Raw genomic sequence first — 17,458 nt, forward strand, 5'->3', positions numbered from 1 at the left:
GACAGGCGCCAGACGGCCTGGCGCGCGCAGCGCCGCCACCGACGCCGGTGAAGTTGCTGAGCGTTACGAGCCGGTGCGCGTCGAACGCGACCGGCGAGCAGCAGAGCGGCGACACCACCCGCGCGACGGGTTCAGGCCGAGGCCAGCGCCGAGCGTCGGGCGGACAGGCGATTCCACAGCATGCTGGAGCGGCTGCCGCTGCGGCAGTACGCGAGCACCGGCTTCGGCAGCGTGTCGACCAGTTCACCGAATGCATCGATCTCCGCATCGCCGATGCGGTCGCGCTCGACCGGCAGGTAGCGTGCTTCGAGGCCCAGTTCGCGGGCCGCCGCGGCGATTTCGTCGAACGCCGGATGTGCGTCGCCTTCGCCGTCCGGCCGGTTGCAGATGATCGAGCGGAAGCCGGCAGTGCGGATCGCCTTCAGGTCGGCCGGCGTGATCTGCCGCGACGCGCAGAAGCCGTTCGACGCCGTCGCGCGACACTGTTCGATCGCGTTGCGGAAACAGGCGATCGCGAAGTCGACGTCCTGCTCCGTCGTGAAGCGGCCGAAGCTCACGCGCACGGTGCGGCCCGCCGTCTGCGCATCGAGGCCGATCGCGGTCAGCACGTGCGACGGTGCGCCGCTGGTCGAGTTGCATGCGGACGTCGACGACACGGCCAGCGCTTCGCCGAGCATGAACGGGAAGAAGCCGGGCGCATTCACGGTGAGGCTCAGCGTGTGCGGGATGCGGCGCGCGGCGGCCGCGTTCTGCGTGACGTCGCCGAGTGCGACCAGCGCATCCGTCAGGCGGGCGCCGAGCGCCGCGATCCGCGCGGTTTCGCCGTCGAGCTTTTCGGCGGCCAGTTCGCACGCCACGCCCATGCCGACGATCTGGTGCGTGGCGAGCGTGCCCGAGCGCAACCCGCGTTCGTGCCCGCCGCCGTGGATCTGCGGCGCGATCCGGTTCGCGATGTCGCGGCGCACGAACAGCGCGCCGATGCCCTTCGGGCCGTACACCTTGTGCGCGGACATCGACAGCATGTCGATGCCGAGCGCGCGCACGTCGATCGGCGTCTTGCCGAGCGCCTGCGCGGCGTCGACGTGGAGCAGCGCGCCCGCCGCATGCACGATGCGCGAGATCGCGCCGATATCGGTCAGCGTGCCGAGTTCGTTGTTCACGAGCATCAGCGACACGAGGCCCGTGTCGGGGCCGATTGCGGCAGCGACCGCGTCGGCGGTGATTTCGCCGTCGCGCGTGGGTGTGACGAACGTGACCGACGCGCCATGCTTCGACAGGTTCGCCATCGTGTCGAGAATGGCCTTGTGCTCGATGCGGCTCGTGATCAGGTGCCGCTTGCCGGTCGCGTTTTCCGCATAGCCCTTCAGCGCGAGGTTGTTCGATTCGGTGGCGCCCGACGTCCAGACGATTTCGTCGGCATCCGCGCCGATCAGCGCGGCGACTTGCGCACGGGCCTGCTCGACCTTGTCTTTCGCCAGCCGGCCGGCGGCGTGCGAGCTCGATGCGGGGTTGCCGAAGATGCCGTCGAAGCCGAGGCAGGCCGTCATCGCGTCGATCACGCGCGGATCGGCGGGCGTCGTGGCGGCGTAGTCGAGGTAGTGCAGCGTGGTGGTGTCGCTCATGTCCGTCTCTTGCTCATTGCGTAGTGCGAGAAATGATACTGGGGACAGGAGGGAAAAAGGATCCAAAGTGGGCTGTCGATTCAGCTTGACAGGGAATAACGTTTTCTCGTTTAACGGAATGAGGGAATTTTTTTATCGCATGGCCCGGTCGCCCGCATGGGGGCGGCGGTGCGGCCGGGCCGAGGCCGCCGGCTTTCAAGGCCGGCCGTTTCCGGCCGAATCGAACCGGGTGTGCACGAGCACCTTGCCGACGATGCGGCCGGACTCCAGCGCCTCGTGCGCGTCGACGATGCTTTCCAGCGGAACCTTCATCCCGATTCTCGGCGAGTACGCGCCTGCCGCCACGCACGCGACGACGTCCGTGGCGGCCTGCTGCTTGATGTCGTCGGGCACGTGGTAGATGTAGACGAAGCGCAGGACACAGCCATGCATCATCGCCTTCAGCAACGGAACGGACAGCTCGTCCGTTGCATGGGTCATCGCATAGGAACTGATCACGCCGCCTTGCGACACGCACGCCAGGTTCCGCCCCGTGTCGAATATTCGTTGACGGAGGTGGGGCGCACGCTCGCGCCCGTGCTCGACGCGATGAAAGACTGGGGCGACGGCTATGTTGCTCACAGTGAAACGCGGTAGATCCGATAGGAATCTTCCCTGAAGCGAAAGCCGGTGGCTCGCCGCGTCGCCGTCGCGACCGAACCGTGCCACGGCAAGCGCCGGATCATCTCGACGGGGCGCTCCTTCAGCCGCCCGGGGGCGGGCTACGTAAAAACCGTCGGGCCGCTGCGTGGATCGAAGCGGCTGCGTCGTCCTTGCCCGCGAAGCGATCCGCGGCTGCCCGATGTCCATGAGGGATTCCCCCTGTCACGCGCGAGCCGGCGTCCCGCCGGTGCCGTAGCCACGGCGTCGCGCTTCCCCGCAGGCGCTTCCCGCCCGTCGCCCCCGATTATTTGCGTTTCGCGAATGGCGCGTTCGCCGGTTGTTCGATACCCGATTCGCGTCCTTGCACCTATCGTGGTGACGTCGGCCGCATGAACGCAATGCATCGCAACGCAACACGTCGCACCCGCACCGCGGCCGGCACTTCCCCGCGACTCGCGTCGCACACAAAAGACATCGGACCTGGCTCATGCGCAGGCGCCGCAGCGCGCGCAGGCGAACCTGTGTCCACGGAGACGGACATGAAAGCAAACGAGTGGGATACCTCATACGAGTGGAAGGCGGTCACGCTGCTGGCGCTCGGCTTCGGGCTGGTCGGCCTCGACCGCTGGCTGATCGCGCCACTGTTCCCGTCGATCATGAAGGACCTCAACCTGAACGCGCAGGATGTGGGCAACTGCATCGGCGTGCTCGGCCTGTCGTGGGGCATCTTCGCGGCGCTGATGGGCGGCATGTCCGACAGGATCGGCCGCAGGAAGGTGCTGATTCCGGCCATCGTCGCGTTCTCGCTGCTGTCGGGTTTCTCGGGCCTCGCGGGCGGGCTGCTCGGGCTGATGGCGATTCGCGGCCTGATGGGCGTCGCGGAAGGCTCGTTCTGCCCGACCAGCTTCGCGGCGACGGCCGACGCGTCGCATCCGCGGCGGCGCGGGCTGAACCTCGGCCTGCAGCAAAGCGGCTTCGCGCTGTTCGGGCTCGCGTTGTCGCCGATCATCGCGACGCAGTTGCTCGGGTTCGTGTCGTGGCGCTGGGTCTTCGCGCTCGTCGCCGTTCCCGGCCTGATCCTCGGCGCGATCATGTTCTTCGTGATCCGCGAGCCGAAGGTCGCGAAGGAAGCCGCGTCGGAGCATGCGCCGGCGTCTCTCCGCCACGTGCTCGGCAGCCGCAACATCCTGGTCGCGATGGCCGCCCTGTGCTGCGCGATGACGGGTGTGTTCGTGCTCGGCGCGCTGCTGCCGCTGTACCTGACCGACTACCTCGCGCTCGGCACGCAGAAGATGGGCCTCGTCGTGTCGGCGATCGGCTTCGGCGGGTTTCTCGGGCAGTTCGGGCTGCCGGGCCTGTCCGACCTGGTCGGCCGCCGCCTCGCGAGCATCGTCGGCTTCGCGGGGACGGCCGTGATGCTCTACCTCTTCCGCGGCCTCGGCCCGCAGCCGCTCGCGCTGTTCGGCGTGCTGTTCGTCGCGTCGTTCTTCACGCTCGGGCTGGTGTCGCTGCTGTCCGGCCCGGTGGCGACCGAGGCCGCGCCCGTCGGGCTCGTGTCGACGTCGATCGGCGTGGTGGTCGGCGTCGGCGAGATCTTCGGCGGCGGCATCGCGCCGGCGATGGGCGGCTACGTCGCCGCACACTTTGGCATCCAGAACATTCTGTGGCTGCCGATGGTCGCGGTGCTGCTGGGCATCGTGGTCAGCCTGCTGCTGAAGGAAACCGCGCCGGCCGTGCTGCAGCGCCGCGCGGCCGTGCAGCCGGCGCTGGCGGCCGGCGAGCAGTCGCGGTAAGGCCCGGCGGGGCGGCGGGGCGGCGGGCGCAGGCGCGGGGCCGCGCCGCCACCGATTGACATCGATTGCGTGACACAGTGACGCCTTTCGCATGACCTAGCCCGTTATCCGCGCGGTTAGACTGCCGGTTTCGCTGTCGAAAAAGGGCGCGGCATGGACCGGTTTCTGAGCATCGAGGCATTCGTCAGGGTAGCGGAGGCGAGCAGCTTCGCCGAGGCGGCGCGGCAGCTCGGCGTGACCAGCTCGGTCGTGACGAACCGCATCCAGCAGCTCGAGAAGTTCGTCAACGCGCCGCTGTTTCATCGCAGCACGCGCCACGTGCGCCTGTCCGAAACGGGCGAGGCGTTCTATCGCGAGTGCGCGGAGGTGGTGGGGCGCGTCAACGAGTTGACGGACCAGATGCGCGAACTTCGCGCGACGCCGACCGGGCGGCTGCGCATCCAGATGCTGCCCGGCTTCGCGCTCGATCACTTCGGCGCGCCGCTGATGGCATTCAACCGGCGCTACCCGGGCATCCAGCTCGACGTCATCGTCAACGACCGTGTCGTGGACCCCGTCGAAGAAGGGTTCGACATCGCGTTCCAGATCTTCCCGCCGATCTCCGAGTCGCTGATCGAACGGCGGCTGTTCACCGTCAGGCGACTCTTTTGCGCGTCGCCCGCCTACCTCGAAGCGCATGGTGCGCCACAACATCCGCGCGACTTGCTGCAGCACACCACCGCGCTCTATTCGGGCTATCCGTCGCGCAACCGCTGGACGATGACGCGCGGCGACGAGGTCGTCGAAATGGAGCTGCCCGGCATGATCCGCTCGAACTCCGTGCACCTGCTGCGCGAGTACGCGCTGTCGGGCGGCGGCGTCGTGTGTCTGCCCACGCTCGTGGCGAGCGACGCGCTCGTCGCCGGCCGGCTGGTGCCGATCCTGACCGACTTCCAGCTCGCGCCGCTCAGCTTCGCCGCGGTGTATCCCGCAACGCAGCGACAGGCATTGAAGGTGAAGGCGCTGGTCGAATTCCTCGCGGAAACGATCGGCGACGAATCGCCGTGGGACCGGCCGCTTCTGGAGCGCGGCTGGGTGCGTTGAACCGCGCGGATTATTCGCGAAACGCAAATGCCGTAGTCGCCGTCCCGTGCCTTGTTGCGGCGGGGCCTTGCCCCTAGAGTGGAATCCAACAAGCGGTTCAACTCAGGAGACAGAAATGACCGACACGGCATTCCATACCGTCTTTGGCTCGCTCGCCGGCTACCGGAAGGGCGAGATCGAAATCACCAGCGGCAGCGCCCAGCACTACGCGTTCTCGAATGTGTTCGAGATCGCGTCGAAGTCGGCCCCTTACGAAAAGGTCGTTGCCGGCAAGAACCTCGAATACGTGATCGAAGTGCTGAGAACCGACGGCCAGTCGCCGTGGTTCGCCTGCGCGCACGACGAGTTCGCGATTCAGATGGATGGCGAAGTCCGGATCGATTTCATCAAGCTCGATACGCCGCCGCAGTCGGGGCGCGGCACCGTGCGCGCCGGCGCGGAGCCGGCCGGCCGGAAGATGGGCTACGTCGTGCTGCGCCAGGGCCATCAGGCGCTGCTGCCGGCCGGCTGCGCGTACCGCTTCACCGCGAGCCAGCCGGGCGTCGCACTCGTGCAGACCGTCCTGGGCGAGCTGTCCGTCGAGAAGTGGGCCGACATCTGCCTGCACTGATCCGTCCGACCTCATTCGACATTTCCAGGAGACACGTCATGGCCACCCTCGACACCCTCGACCTTTCCACGGGCTTCGCCGCCGATCTGGTGCAGGCCAGCGAAGCCGATGCCGTTACCGGCTACCGCCGCTTCCAGCTCGGCGCGTTCGCATTCCAGCGCGACGAATATTTCGTGAAGATCAGCTGGCCCGCGAAAGGCCAGACGCGCACGCACGCGATTCCCGCGGACGCGTTCCTGCGCGCGATGATGCGCGACGTCGCGTGGGGCTTCTTCTACGGCTGGGTGAACTTCGACCACGTGTTCGGCACGCGCAATCACTACGGCAAGGTCGACATGTATGCGGGCACCTTCAACGGCATCCTGAAGGACGCCGGCGTCGACTACACGGAGACCTTCGATACGCCGACGATCATGGCGACCTTCAAGGCGATGCTGCACGACTGGACGAACGCGGGCTTCGATCCGTTCGCGGCGCCGGAGGAAACCGGGACGGCGTTCGGACGCAAGCACGGCGACAACGGTTCGGCGATCGAGCGCACGCGGATCGCGACGCGCCGCATGCCGGGCCTCGAGGGCGATTCGCCGCTGCGCGACGACCTGCCGGTCAACCGCGCGTTTCTCGACGTCGCGCAGGACGAACCGGAAGTGCACGTCGAGCCGGGCTTCGAAGGCGAACTGCACGCGTTCAACCTGTTCAAGTACCTGTCGCGCTCGGACGTGACGTGGAATCCGTCGGTCACGTCGGTGTGCGGGCGCAGCCTGTTCTGCCCGACCACCGAGGAATTCATCCTGCCGGTGTTCCATGGCAACGACCGCGTCGAATGGTTCCTGCAACTGTCCGACGAAATCGTGTGGGACATCGGCGACAAGAATACCGGCGCGCCGCGCGCACGCGTGACGATGCGCGCCGGCGACATCTGCGCGATGCCCGCCGACATCCGGCATCAGGGCTATTCGACGAAGCGCTCGATGCTGCTGGTGTGGGAGAACGCGACGCCCGACCTGCCGCAGCGCTACGAGAGCGGCGAGCTCGCGCCGTATCCGATCGCGTTCTGACCGGCGCTTCCGTTTCCGCTTTCGCTTTAAGCGATACACCGAGGACGATTCATGCAAACCCAACTCTTCATCGACGGACGCTTCGTCGACGCCGTCGACCGCGGCACGATCGACGTGCTGAATCCGCACGACGGCACCGTCATCACGAAGATCGCGGCCGCCACTGCGGCCGACGTCGACCTGGCCGTCGCAGCCGCGACCCGCGCGTTCCCCGCGTGGTCGGCGCTGCCGGCCGCCGAACGCGGCCGCCTGCTGCTGCGCCTCGCTGACGCGATCGAGGCCAACGCGGAGGAACTGGCGCAGCTCGAATCGCTGGACACCGGCCACCCGATCCGCGATTCGCGCTCGCTCGACGTGCCGCGCACGGCTGCGTGCTTCCGTTATTTCGGCGGCATGGCCGACAAGCTGCAAGGGTCGGTGATTCCCGTCGAAACGGGCTTCCTGAACTACGTGCAGCGCGCGCCGATCGGTGTCGTCGGCCAGATCGTGCCGTGGAATTTTCCGCTGATGTTCACGAGCTGGAAGATGGGCCCCGCGCTCGCCGCCGGCAATACCGTGGTGCTGAAGCCTTCGGAAATCACGCCGCTGTCGACGCTGCGCATCGTCGAGCTGATGGCCGAAGTCGGGTTTCCCGCGGGTGTCGTCAACATCGTGCCGGGCTACGGGCACACGGCCGGCCAGCGGCTCGCCGAGCATCCGGGCGTCGGCAAGATCGCGTTCACCGGGTCGACGGCGACGGGCCGGCGGATCGTCGAAGCGTCGCAGGGCAACCTGAAGCGCGTGCAGCTCGAACTGGGCGGCAAGGGCGCCAACATCGTGTTCGACGATGCCGACCTCGACGCGGCCATCAACGGCGCCGCATGGGCGATCTTCCACAACCAGGGGCAGGCGTGCATCGCCGGCTCGCGTCTCGTGCTGCACGAACGCATCGCGGACGCGTTCCTCGAACGCTTCGTCGCGCTCGCATCGTCGATCCGCATCGGCAACCCGCTCGATCCCGATACCGAGATGGGGCCGCTGACGTCGAAGCAGCACCTCGATCGCGTGCTGTCGTACGTCGACGTCGCGCGCGAGCAGGGCGGCCGCGTGCTCGCCGGCGGCAGCGCGCCGCAGGACCCGGCGCTTGCCGACGGCTACTACGTGCGCCCGACGATCATCGAGGCCAAGCGCGCGACGGACCGCATTGCGCAGGAGGAAGTGTTCGGCCCGTTCGTCACCGTGCTGCGCTTCGGCAGCGATGAAGAAGCGCTCGCGATTGCCAACGCGACCGAGTACGGGCTCGGCAGCGGCCTCTGGACGCGGGATCTGTCCCGCGCCCACAAGATGGCGTCGCGGATCGACGCGGGCATGTGCTGGATCAACTGCTACAAGCGCGTCAATCCGGGCAGCCCGTTCGGCGGCGTGGGCAAGTCGGGCTACGGCCGGGAAATGGGCTTCGAGGCGATGCACGACTACACCGAGGCGCGATCGGTGTGGGTCAACGTCGACGGCAACGTGCCGCCGCACTTCAAGCGTTGAGGATTGCCATGGATCGCTTCGTCTATCAGGGCACGCCGTCGCGCGTGGTATTCGAATGGGGGGCGCTCGCCCGGCTGCCGGACGAGCTGTCGACGCTCGGCGCGCGCCGCGCGCTGATCCTGTCCACGCCCGAGCAGCGGCCGCTCGCCGAGCGCGTGGCGGCGATCCTGGGCGAGCGCGCGGCCGGCATCTGCGCGCAGGCGGTCATGCACGTGCCGGTCGAGGTCGCGCGCGCCGCTCGCGAGATGGCCGGCGAACGCGACGCCGATTGCTGCGTCGCGATCGGCGGCGGATCGACGATCGGGTTGGGCAAGGCCATTGCGCTCGAATCGGTGCTGCCGATCCTGGCCGTGCCGACGACGTATGCCGGCTCGGAGATGACGCCGATCTTCGGGCTCACGGAAGGCCGGCTGAAGCGCACCGGGCGCGATGCGCGCGTGCTGCCGCGTACGGTGCTCTACGACCCGTTGCTGACGGTGTCGCTGCCGCCGGACATTTCGGCGGCTTCGGGCATCAATGCGATCGCGCATGCGGTCGAGGCGCTCTATGCGCAGGACGCGAACCCGGTGATCAGCCTGATGGCGGAAGAATCGATCCGCGCGCTCGGCGAAGCGCTGCCGGTGATCGTGCGCGATCCGGCGCATCGCGCGATGCGCAGCCGCGCGTTGTACGGCGCATGGCTCGCGGGAACCTGCCTCGGCGCGGTGGGGATGGCGCTGCACCACAAGCTGTGCCATACGCTCGGCGGCACCTTCAACCTGCCGCACGCGCAGACGCATGCGGCGATGCTGCCGCATACCGCGCACTACAACCACGCTGCCGCGCCCGATGCGCTGCGCCGCGTGGCGCGCGCGCTGGGTGGCAGCGACGCGGCCGAAGCCGGCCCGCTGCTGTTCGCGCTGAACGCGCGGCTCGGCATTGCGCCAGCGCTCGCCGACCTCGGGATGCCGCAGGCGGGCCTCGACGAAGCGGCCGATCTTGCGTGCCGCAACCCGTACGCGAATCCGCGGCCGGTCGAACGCGCGGCGATTCGCGCATTGCTGCAGCACGCATGGGAAGGGCGCGCGCCGCAATGAACGCGACGATGCGTCAAAGGAGACAGACATGCACCACGACCCCCAAGACGGCGACGCCGCGCTGACCGAGCAGGTCGTCACCAGCTTCGACGGTACGCCGAACCCGCGACTGCGTGCGCTGATGCAGAGCCTCGTGCGGCATCTGCATGCGTTCGTCAGCGAAACGGCGCTGACCGAGGCGGAGTGGATGGCCGCGATCCGCTTCCTGACCGACACGGGGAAGATGTGCGACGGTGCTGTGCGACAGGAATTCATTCTGCTGTCGGACACGCTCGGCGTCTCGATGCTGGTCGATGCGATCAACCATCGTTTCGCGACCGGCGCGACGGAGACGACCGTGTTCGGTCCGTTCTACATCGAGGGGATGCCCGAGCGCGCGTATGGCGAGAACATGGCGCTCACGCCGGGCGTGCCGGCGATCGTGCGTGGCCGGGTGCTGACCACCGACGGCGAGCCGGTGGCGAACGCCGTGCTCGACGTGTGGCAGACGGCGGACAACGGCATGTATTCCGGGCAGGACACCGCGCAGCCGCACGGCAACCTGCGCGGCCGCTACCGGACCGACGCCGAGGGCCGCTACGCGATCGCGACGATACTGCCCGTCAGCTATCCGATTCCGACCGACGGCCCGGTCGGGAAGATGCTCGACGCCACGGGGCGACATCCGTGGCGGCCCGCGCATCTGCACTTCATGATCGATGCGCCGGGCTGCCGGACGCTCGTCACGCACCTGTTCGACGAAGACGATCCATATCTGACGTCGGATGCGGTGTTCGGCGTGAAGCCGTCGCTGATGGTTGCGTATCGCCGGCGCGATGCGGACGATGCGCTCGCCCGTCAGTTCGGCCTGAGCGGCCCGTATCGCGAAGTGACGTACGACTTCGTTCTCGACCGGAGCTGACCGTCATGGCGCGATTTTTTGCGGTGTTTGCGACGGACCAGCCGGGCATGCGCGACGTGCGCGATCGCATGCGGCCGATTCACCGGACGTACCTGCGCTCGGCCGATCAGCACGGCGTGGTGGTGCGGCTCGGCGGCCCGACGCTCGACCCGCACGGCGACGCGATGAACGGCACGCTGCTCGTCGTGGAGGCGGACGACATTCACGCGGTGATGCGGTTCGTCGGGAACGATCCGTATGTGAAGGAAGGGCTGTTCTCGCGCGTGGAAGTGCGGCCGTGGGACTGGAGCCTCGGCAACCCCGAGCAGCGGGTGTGAGGCATGGAAGCGCGACAACTCTGCCGCTTCTCCGAAGTGCCCGACGGCGGCGCGCGGGTCGTCGACGACGCATGCATCGGGCGCCCGGTGATCGTCGTCAGGCGCGGCGAGCAGGTATGGGCGTATGTGAATCGTTGCCCGCACTTCTCGGTGCCGCTCGATTTCGTACCGGGCAGCGTTTCCTGTTACCGGTCGCAGGTGCTGATGTGCGCGCATCATAGCGCGCTGTTCCGGTTCGATGACGGCGTGTGTATCGATGGGCCTTGCTCGGGGGCGGCGCTGGAGGCGGTGGCCGTCGAGGTGGATGCCGCTGCGTGGATCGTCTGTCGGGGTGCCTGATTCGGGGGTGACTCAAGATGATGCGCGCGGAGGCGGTTGATGCGATGACTTTCGTATTTTTAAATCAGTAAAACTAATCATTTTAACGGTGTCGGTTGTTAGACACCTGAGCGAGCGCGATTTCTTGTGCAGCATCGAGCGAGCACCTGCCACGCAGCGGGTGGCGGCCTCGCATTTTCATAAAAAAGACGGAGACGAAATGAAACTCGGGTTTGGAGCAGTGGCGATTCTCGCGGTGGCGCAGGGCGCATGGGCGCAGAGCAGCGTGACGATGTTCGGGCTGATCGACGCGGGCATTTCCTATGTCAGCAACGAGAGCGGCGGAAAGAACGTCAAGTTCGACGACGGCATATTCGCGCCGAATCTGTTCGGCTTGCGCGGCACGGAAGATCTGGGTGGCGGATATCGCGCGACGTTCGCGCTCGTGAACCAGTTCTCGATGGCGAACGGCAGCATCGTCGGGACGGGGATTTTCGGGCGCAACGCGTACGTCGGCCTCGAAAGCAATCGGCTCGGCAGCATCACGCTGGGTAACCAGTACGACTTCATGGCGGATGCGCTGTTTTCAAGGAACAACGCGATTTCACGGGATATCTCGGGGTTGTACGGTTTCCGCAATGGCCCGTTCCAGCGTCTCGCGCTTCCGGACAACCCGACCGGTGCGTTCGACTGGGACCGCACGGCAGGCAGCAAGCCGATCGCGAATTCCGTCAAGTACAGCTCGCCGACGGTCGCGGGGTTCTCCGGTGGCGTGATGTATGCGTTCGGCGGGGTGGCCGGGTCGGTGGGCGCCGACAACGCCGTCAGTGCCGGGGTGAACTATGAAGCAGGGGCGTTCGGCGTGGGAGCGGCGTATACGAACGAGAAATACGGGCCCGCGCCCGGCGTGCCGTCCACCAGCGTGCGCAACTGGGGCGTCGGGATGCATTACGACTTCGGTGTCGTTACCGCGAATGCGCTGGTGACGACCGTGCGCAATGCGTTCAACGACGCCGGCGTGTGGATGGCCGAGGCGGGCGGGCTGTGGCACGTCAGGCCGGATGTCGTGCTGGGCGCGAAGTACATGTACATGAAGGGCAATGAAGCGGTGAACGACAACCACGCGCATCAGGTCAGCGTTGCGCTTCAGTACCTGTTCTCGAAGCGGACGATGGTTTATGTGTCGGCCGATTATCAGCGGGCGAACAGCGGCGCGAATGCGCAGGTCAACGGCGTGCTGGATCCGAACGGAGCGTCGAGTTCCGCGAGCCAGGCGGTGGCGCGGGTGGGGGTGCATACGGTGTTTTGACGGCGTCGCGGTGCCGCGCTTCATAGGGTCTGCAGGTCGTCCGTCGGCACATACGAGACCGCATCGTCGAGCGCATCAATCGGAAAACGGGCCGGACGGCCCGTTTTCTTTTCCACTATTACTGCCTTGGTGGTTGCCATACGCGCTTACGCGGGATTCATGACGGCGCCGCCGCTTGCGCCGAAGTAATCCTTGACCACCCGCTTCGGCACGGCCGTACGGGTCAGTTCCGGAAGATTGCGCATCAGCGGGACATCGCCACCGCTTGCATGCAACGTCACGCCGCACCGGGCGAAACAGGCGACGGCATCCTGCACCGTACCGCGTTCCAGGATTTCGGTAATGCGGTTGACGTTTCCGCGCAATTTGATGCCTTCCGCGATGCCAAGTTTGCTCATATCTGCCTCTTTTTCTAGAGAAGGTGAGTCACGGAGTGTGACGTGAGTGACTTTAGGGCATGGCTTGAGGCTCGAACAGCCATGCTAAAGTGATTGCATGGTTGATAAACTCAAAGAACCCACGGAGCCACTGTTTGCTCGTATTCCGGTGAGTCTCAAGAGGCGTCTGGTCGCCTCGGCGAAGGCGCAGGGGACGAGCGTGGGACGGGAACTCACGCGTCTTCTCGAGGAGCGCTTCGACTCGGGGCTGTCGGCATCTTTACAGCGCCAGTTCGACGAATTCCGGCGCGCCCAAGGTGCCGAGCGAGCAGTTTGGCTGGAGAATAATCAGGCGTTTCTTGAAGAGCATTTGCTGGAATGTGTAAAAGCCGCGCAACGCGGCGATATTGCGGCGCTCGTCAAGCTCGGCAGTGCAGTTCGTGCGGCTCAACGCCATCGCCGACGTGGACGTGCGGGGATCGACTCGAGAATTGAAGCGCGAAAGCGCGCGTTGTTGCAGGAGCAAGCAGCCAGGGACGAGGCGGCGAGGGTTCAGCAAAATTTCATATTTGGCACGGGCGAGCCCATCGAGGACTTTCAGCTGCCTCCTGAGGAGCGTTGGCGGCAAAATCTGATCGAGCAGCTGGATAACATGCCGGCCGGGACTAAAAAGAAGCTGGCTGCGGGGCTTGGCTGGCGGTCGATGTCCCGCGTAAGTCACATACTTGCGCCGAAAGGGCAGAAAGGGCATCGGCCGATTTCGAAGGCGCTCGCAACGAAGATTGCAGAGATTCTCGAAATCGATTTCAAGGTGCTAGACAAGATCGAGCCCGATCGTGACATCGCGGGAATGCTTCACGCTGGCAGGAAGCTGGAGAAGGTTCTCGGTGACGTTGCAAAAATAGGGCCCCGATCCAAGTGAGTGTGCATCGCTGGCCTGGGCGTCCGGAATCGCCTGCGCGCAGGCCGGATCGGGGGCGCCACCCGACCAACGTACGACTCCTCCGGCACTTCTTGCCCGCTATCCGATTTTCAGTATAATGAACCCACGTTCGGAATGTCGAACGTGAGGAATCAAGCATCCAGAGTCGGACTATCCGACGCCAACCTGCCCTCCCGGGCAAGGTGGACGCCTTCAGGCGATGCGGCCGATTTACGGCAACGAAGCGGGAGCAGCATGGCTGGCACCGGTTCGATAACCACTCATCCGGAGCTACCATGCATCAAGCTACCTCTACCTCCTGCCCCGCGGTCTGTGAAGACTGGTCGCATTTCCTTCCCGGTTTTACGCTGACGCATACGGTTCATCTCGTATCGGGATTGAATCCGGGCATCGTCTCGACGGCGGCCGCCGTACTCGAAGGTGAAACGGCGACGGTCGACCGATGGGCCATCGCCCGCTGCGGCGACGTGCTCGAACAGAAGATCGTTCTCGCGGAAATGACGGAAGGGCAGGCGGTTCGACTGCGTGACCGGCTTGCGGCGCTCGATGGCGTGCTTCGCACGAGGATCGAGCATCATTTTGTTCGAGCGGGGGCGGCTGTGTCCGGCACGTCGTGACGGCATCGGCGGCGTTGGGCTGATGGTCGACCGCCTCGTACATGCGCGTACTGCTGGCCCAGTGTGGACTCGTGAAGCGGTACGAGGACGGTACCTTTGCGCTTACCGTGGCGGCCCGCAGGCGACTGGCTGCAAGTTGATGAAGAAGCGCGGCGGCCGCAATGCCATCGCGATGTGCCGCTTGGCAGCTGCAGACACTACCGAGATAATCAGCGGGTTCAATTTCCGGGGTGAACGTTATGCCGCTGTCCTCCACACAAATCGGCGCAATTGGCGAGAACCTGCTGGTCAATGCCGTTATGAAGGGTAGCTGCGGCCGGCTTTCACCGTTTCAGCCTCTGGCCGATGACGACGGCATTGATTGCTTGTTCTGGGACAAGGCGACCGGCCAATCAGTCGCCATCCAACTGAAGTGCCGGACCGTCACCCTATATAAGCCCGGCACCAAGGAGCGAGGAAATCAAGCCCACTTTGAAGTCAGGAAGACGACCTTCAACGAGACGCGTCGTGCGTATCTGGTCGCGGGGCTCTGCAACGAGGAGCTGACAGGTTTTGTCGTGACATGGTTCGTGCCGATGTCGATTTTGCCGGAACTCGCTCGCAATAATGCATCCAAGTGGGTCATCCGGCCCAACAAGTCGGAAAGTAGCGCGGACCGCTTTGCGCCTTACCGGTGTACTTCGGTCGATGAGCTAGTCCAGCGGATCATCGCGATCTGCGAGCCAAACAAAATTGTGGCCGCACTGTAGTTTTCTTAAATCCATTTGTTCCCCCGCAGGCTTACCCACGTTCGATCGCCACATTGGCGTCAAGCCTGCATCTCCTTCGCCAATGTGCCGTTACCGGTTATTAGGGATGGAGGCACTGAAAAGAGATTCAGTGGTGCGGCCAGACTCCAGTAGACATCTTCGAGCCATAATTTATGGCAACCGAGGAGGTCAGTATGAGCGGCAAGCGGTACACGGATGAGTTCAAGATCGAGGCAGTCAAGCAAGTCACTGAGCGAGGCCATTCGGTGGCCGATGTTGCGCAGCGGCTCGGCATTACGACCCATAGTCTGTATGCCTGGAAAGCAAAGTTCGATAGCGAATCGCATGAAAAGAGTCAGGTACTTCCCGCTATTTTTCGGACATTACAACTCAACCATGAGCTGATTAAATCGGACTCCATAGAGCAGCGAGTATTAGAGTTCGAACGCGTAGTCGCGCGATTGAGTAGTCTTAAGCAGCCCGCGTTTAACGCCGCGCTCGCGATTGCTGCTCTTGCGATTCTTGTGGGTAGGAATACGACGCACATAACGCTGTTGGAGGAATATGCTCAGGATTACCTGTGGCTACGCATTTCGCAAGTGATTCGAGCAGTTCTGCCTCTTCAAATGCGCTGGTTGACGCATCACGGGTAACAAGAATGAAATTGTTCGCCGAGATGAAATCTGAGCTTTCTCGAATGACAGAGACTATTGTGAAACTAGAGCGAGAGGAATCTCAGCAAGGTCAACTGTTTGACAATCCAGTGCCGGCCGATATCATGAAGAAGCCGGCACCATCGCGAAAGCCTGGCAAGAAAGTACCCGCAAAGAAGGCGCTTAGGAAATCCAGCTAAGTCTGTATATCGAGCGTTTGGCAGCGATACCATTATCGCCATGAACGATTTACGGGAAATGGCGTGCGTCGAGCATATGGGATGTAGTCGTTTGCTTAGTGGCAGACAGCGCTTGCTTGAGGAGACAAGCAACCCTTCCGGTAGCCGGGTAGCAGGAAAGGGCTGCTCCGCGTAGGACGTGTCGGACAGATGCGCGAGGTGCCGCATCGAGGGGGATACTGCCGTCGGGCAAGCACAGGAACTGGGTTGGTCAGATATGCAAAATTTTTACAAAGTGGGAGAGTTAAAGAATGGCCGAAAACTATAAAGCATTGAAGGCGCAGCTCGACGTGCTCCAGGAGCGCACCGAAGCAGCGCGCCTCGCGGAGCTCGAAGCAATCATCGCGCAGGTTCGTGAGCTTGTCGCCGAGTATGGCATCACCGAAGACCAGATTTTTGGTCGCAAGCGTGCGAAGAAGGCTGCGAGCTCGGCAACGGCTACTGAGCCGAAATACCAGAATCCGAAGACCGGCGAGACCTGGTCGGGTCGCGGTCGCGCTCCGCTCTGGATTCGCGACGCAAAGAACCGCGACCGTTTCCTCATCGCGAAGTAAAGCGACAAGTTGGGCATGACCGCACGCGTTGCGATTTACGCGTGTGGCTTGGAGAACCAGCCCATGCATCAGGCCTTGCGTTCTAGCTCCCAGAGCGCTGACTGCGGACGATATGCGCCGCTCTTGTCCGGTGCGAAGACCTCAGGCATGCGCTCACCCTGTTGAACCAGCACACCAGGCACGTGATGCCCCTGCGCTTTCCAAATGCCGGTTTCCGGACAGACCTGGCCGGTACGAACTGTCTTCGGCCCGACTTCTTGAGGTACCTGTGCGCTGGCCTTTTCCGCCTCGAACTTGCGCGCAAAGTCTGCAAGGTCCTTCGGATACAGCAGATGGTCGCGGAAGGAGCTGTCATCAACCTTCAACAGGTACGCCGCGGCGGCGGCTTCTATGGCCCAATAGCCGACATACGCCCCCTTGCCATTCTTCTGGGCTTCAAGATGGCCGTCGTGCCAGGGCGCGGTAGTCATACCCGGATACCAAGCCTCAAGATATTCGGTGATGTCGCTGACGCACTCATCTTTCGTCTCGCGGTACAGGGAAAAAACGAGGGGGCGGTAAGGAACGTCGTGGAACCAGCTATCTACGTCGACGCGGCCCTCGAACTCATACGACAAGAGGTCTTCGTACAGCGTGTCCTGCCCTCGATAGGCTGGGTCGAACATATCGACGATTCGGGGAAGCAGGTCACGTCGATGCATGAGGTAGCAGCAACTAATCAGCTGCATGACGACCTCATAATCTCCGATGACGCTAAATGCCAATGGGGGCTGCTCTGCGTCTATCTCATAAAGGCGCTTAGCTTTGGTGTATTTCTCGAATGCATTGACGACTGACTCTAGCTCGGCGCGCAATATCCCAATATCCACGCCACCCGTGTACATCAGCAAGAAACGACGATAGCTGTAAGACGAGAGGTACAGAGTCGTTGTCGCTTTACGCTCGCTTTCTGTTTCGCCAGTGGGTGCAATATTTTCCGACCAGTATGTAACGTCGTCACTTAGCGACTCCATCAACCAGTTGAAGTAGTCTTCGCCCAGAAATCGCTGCCGCCGCTTCGAATCAAAATCGTCGCTCAT

The 17,458-nt window shown here is 64.2% G+C and carries 19 protein-coding genes, 1 pseudogene and 1 riboswitch; of the genes and pseudogenes, 16 read left to right on the forward strand and 4 right to left on the reverse strand.

The window, feature by feature from the left end; genetic code table 11:
* Positions 1-131: 131 nt before the first annotated feature.
* Both WJ16_RS21300 and WJ16_RS21305 read right to left on the reverse strand, forming a co-directional pair.
* Entirely contained in the window at positions 132-1,622 is a 1,491-nt protein-coding gene (locus tag WJ16_RS21300; protein WP_069259081.1) for an aminotransferase class V-fold PLP-dependent enzyme, read from the reverse strand.
* 195 nt (positions 1,623-1,817) lie between these two features.
* Positions 1,818-2,102 (reverse strand): zinc-binding dehydrogenase, encoded by a 285-nt coding sequence (locus WJ16_RS21305; protein WP_084636096.1) that lies wholly within the window; start codon positions 2,100-2,102, stop codon positions 1,818-1,820.
* On the opposite strand from WJ16_RS21305, the gene WJ16_RS35640 reads away from it, so the two are divergent.
* The 11 genes from WJ16_RS35640 (at position 2,094) to WJ16_RS21355 (ending at position 12,247) form a co-directional block, all read left to right on the forward strand.
* On the forward strand, positions 2,094-2,258 hold the full coding sequence (locus WJ16_RS35640) for a winged helix-turn-helix transcriptional regulator (protein WP_418219872.1): 165 nt from the start codon (positions 2,094-2,096) through the stop codon (positions 2,256-2,258). The two genes, WJ16_RS21305 and WJ16_RS35640, sit on opposite strands and share 9 nt — an antisense overlap.
* Positions 2,259-2,803: 545 nt before the next feature.
* Positions 2,804-4,057, forward strand: coding sequence for an MFS transporter (locus tag WJ16_RS21310; RefSeq protein WP_069259083.1), 1,254 nt, complete (start codon positions 2,804-2,806; stop codon positions 4,055-4,057).
* A gap of 153 nt (positions 4,058-4,210) precedes the next feature.
* Complete coding sequence (locus WJ16_RS21315) at positions 4,211-5,140, forward strand: LysR family transcriptional regulator (protein ID WP_069259084.1); 930 nt, start codon at positions 4,211-4,213, stop codon at positions 5,138-5,140.
* A gap of 115 nt (positions 5,141-5,255) precedes the next feature.
* Positions 5,256-5,750 carry a cupin domain-containing protein gene (locus tag WJ16_RS21320; RefSeq protein WP_069259085.1) on the forward strand — a complete coding sequence of 165 codons (495 nt, stop codon included), beginning with the start codon at positions 5,256-5,258 and terminating at the stop codon, positions 5,748-5,750.
* A 38-nt stretch (positions 5,751-5,788) separates the two neighbouring features.
* Positions 5,789-6,808, forward strand: a complete 1,020-nt coding sequence (locus tag WJ16_RS21325; protein WP_069259086.1) for a hydroxyquinol 1,2-dioxygenase — start codon at positions 5,789-5,791, stop codon at positions 6,806-6,808.
* A 51-nt stretch (positions 6,809-6,859) separates the two neighbouring features.
* Complete coding sequence (locus tag WJ16_RS21330) at positions 6,860-8,326, forward strand: aldehyde dehydrogenase family protein (protein WP_069259087.1); 1,467 nt, start codon at positions 6,860-6,862, stop codon at positions 8,324-8,326.
* Between the two features lie 8 nt (positions 8,327-8,334).
* Entirely contained in the window at positions 8,335-9,402 is a 1,068-nt protein-coding gene (locus tag WJ16_RS21335) for a maleylacetate reductase (protein WP_069259088.1), read from the forward strand.
* A 28-nt stretch (positions 9,403-9,430) separates the two neighbouring features.
* The gene (locus tag WJ16_RS21340) at positions 9,431-10,303 is read left to right on the forward strand and encodes an intradiol ring-cleavage dioxygenase (RefSeq protein WP_069259089.1); all 873 of its coding nucleotides are present in this window, start codon (positions 9,431-9,433) and stop codon (positions 10,301-10,303) included.
* 5 nt (positions 10,304-10,308) lie between these two features.
* Positions 10,309-10,620 (forward strand): YciI family protein, encoded by a 312-nt coding sequence (locus WJ16_RS21345; RefSeq protein ID WP_069259090.1) that lies wholly within the window; start codon positions 10,309-10,311, stop codon positions 10,618-10,620.
* Positions 10,621-10,623: 3 nt separating this feature from the next.
* A complete protein-coding gene (locus WJ16_RS21350) occupies positions 10,624-10,959 on the forward strand; it encodes a Rieske (2Fe-2S) protein (protein ID WP_069259091.1) in 336 nt (111 codons plus the stop codon).
* 199 nt (positions 10,960-11,158) lie between these two features.
* Positions 11,159-12,247, forward strand: a complete 1,089-nt coding sequence (locus tag WJ16_RS21355) for a porin (RefSeq protein ID WP_069259092.1) — start codon at positions 11,159-11,161, stop codon at positions 12,245-12,247.
* Between the two features lie 146 nt (positions 12,248-12,393).
* Here the strand turns inward: WJ16_RS21355 and WJ16_RS21360 are convergent, their stop codons facing one another.
* A complete protein-coding gene (locus WJ16_RS21360; RefSeq protein WP_069259093.1) occupies positions 12,394-12,645 on the reverse strand; it encodes a hypothetical protein in 252 nt (83 codons plus the stop codon).
* A gap of 97 nt (positions 12,646-12,742) precedes the next feature.
* Between WJ16_RS21360 and WJ16_RS21365 the strand changes: the two genes are divergently transcribed.
* The 5 genes and pseudogenes from WJ16_RS21365 to WJ16_RS21385 all read left to right on the forward strand — a co-directional run bounded on the left by WJ16_RS21365 (position 12,743) and on the right by WJ16_RS21385 (position 16,379).
* Positions 12,743-13,546 carry a hypothetical protein gene (locus tag WJ16_RS21365; RefSeq protein ID WP_069259094.1) on the forward strand — a complete coding sequence of 268 codons (804 nt, stop codon included), beginning with the start codon at positions 12,743-12,745 and terminating at the stop codon, positions 13,544-13,546.
* Positions 13,547-13,697: 151 nt separating this feature from the next.
* Positions 13,698-13,800: riboswitch (SAM-I-IV-variant riboswitch) on the forward strand.
* 42 nt (positions 13,801-13,842) lie between these two features.
* A complete protein-coding gene (locus WJ16_RS34980; protein WP_157126843.1) occupies positions 13,843-14,184 on the forward strand; it encodes a hypothetical protein in 342 nt (113 codons plus the stop codon).
* 239 nt (positions 14,185-14,423) lie between these two features.
* The gene (locus tag WJ16_RS21375) at positions 14,424-14,933 is read left to right on the forward strand and encodes a DUF4365 domain-containing protein (RefSeq protein WP_069259095.1); all 510 of its coding nucleotides are present in this window, start codon (positions 14,424-14,426) and stop codon (positions 14,931-14,933) included.
* Between the two features lie 194 nt (positions 14,934-15,127).
* A pseudogene (locus WJ16_RS35950) lies at positions 15,128-15,281 on the forward strand (transposase); the annotation flags it as partial.
* 795 nt (positions 15,282-16,076) lie between these two features.
* Complete coding sequence (locus WJ16_RS21385; protein WP_069259096.1) at positions 16,077-16,379, forward strand: H-NS histone family protein; 303 nt, start codon at positions 16,077-16,079, stop codon at positions 16,377-16,379.
* A gap of 68 nt (positions 16,380-16,447) precedes the next feature.
* On the opposite strand, the gene WJ16_RS21390 is transcribed toward WJ16_RS21385, so the two are convergent.
* Positions 16,448-17,458, reverse strand: coding sequence for a PoNe immunity protein domain-containing protein (locus WJ16_RS21390; RefSeq protein WP_069261069.1), 1,011 nt, complete (start codon positions 17,456-17,458; stop codon positions 16,448-16,450).

Source organism: Burkholderia metallica (genome assembly GCF_001718555.1).
GTDB lineage: Bacteria > Pseudomonadota > Gammaproteobacteria > Burkholderiales > Burkholderiaceae > Burkholderia > Burkholderia metallica.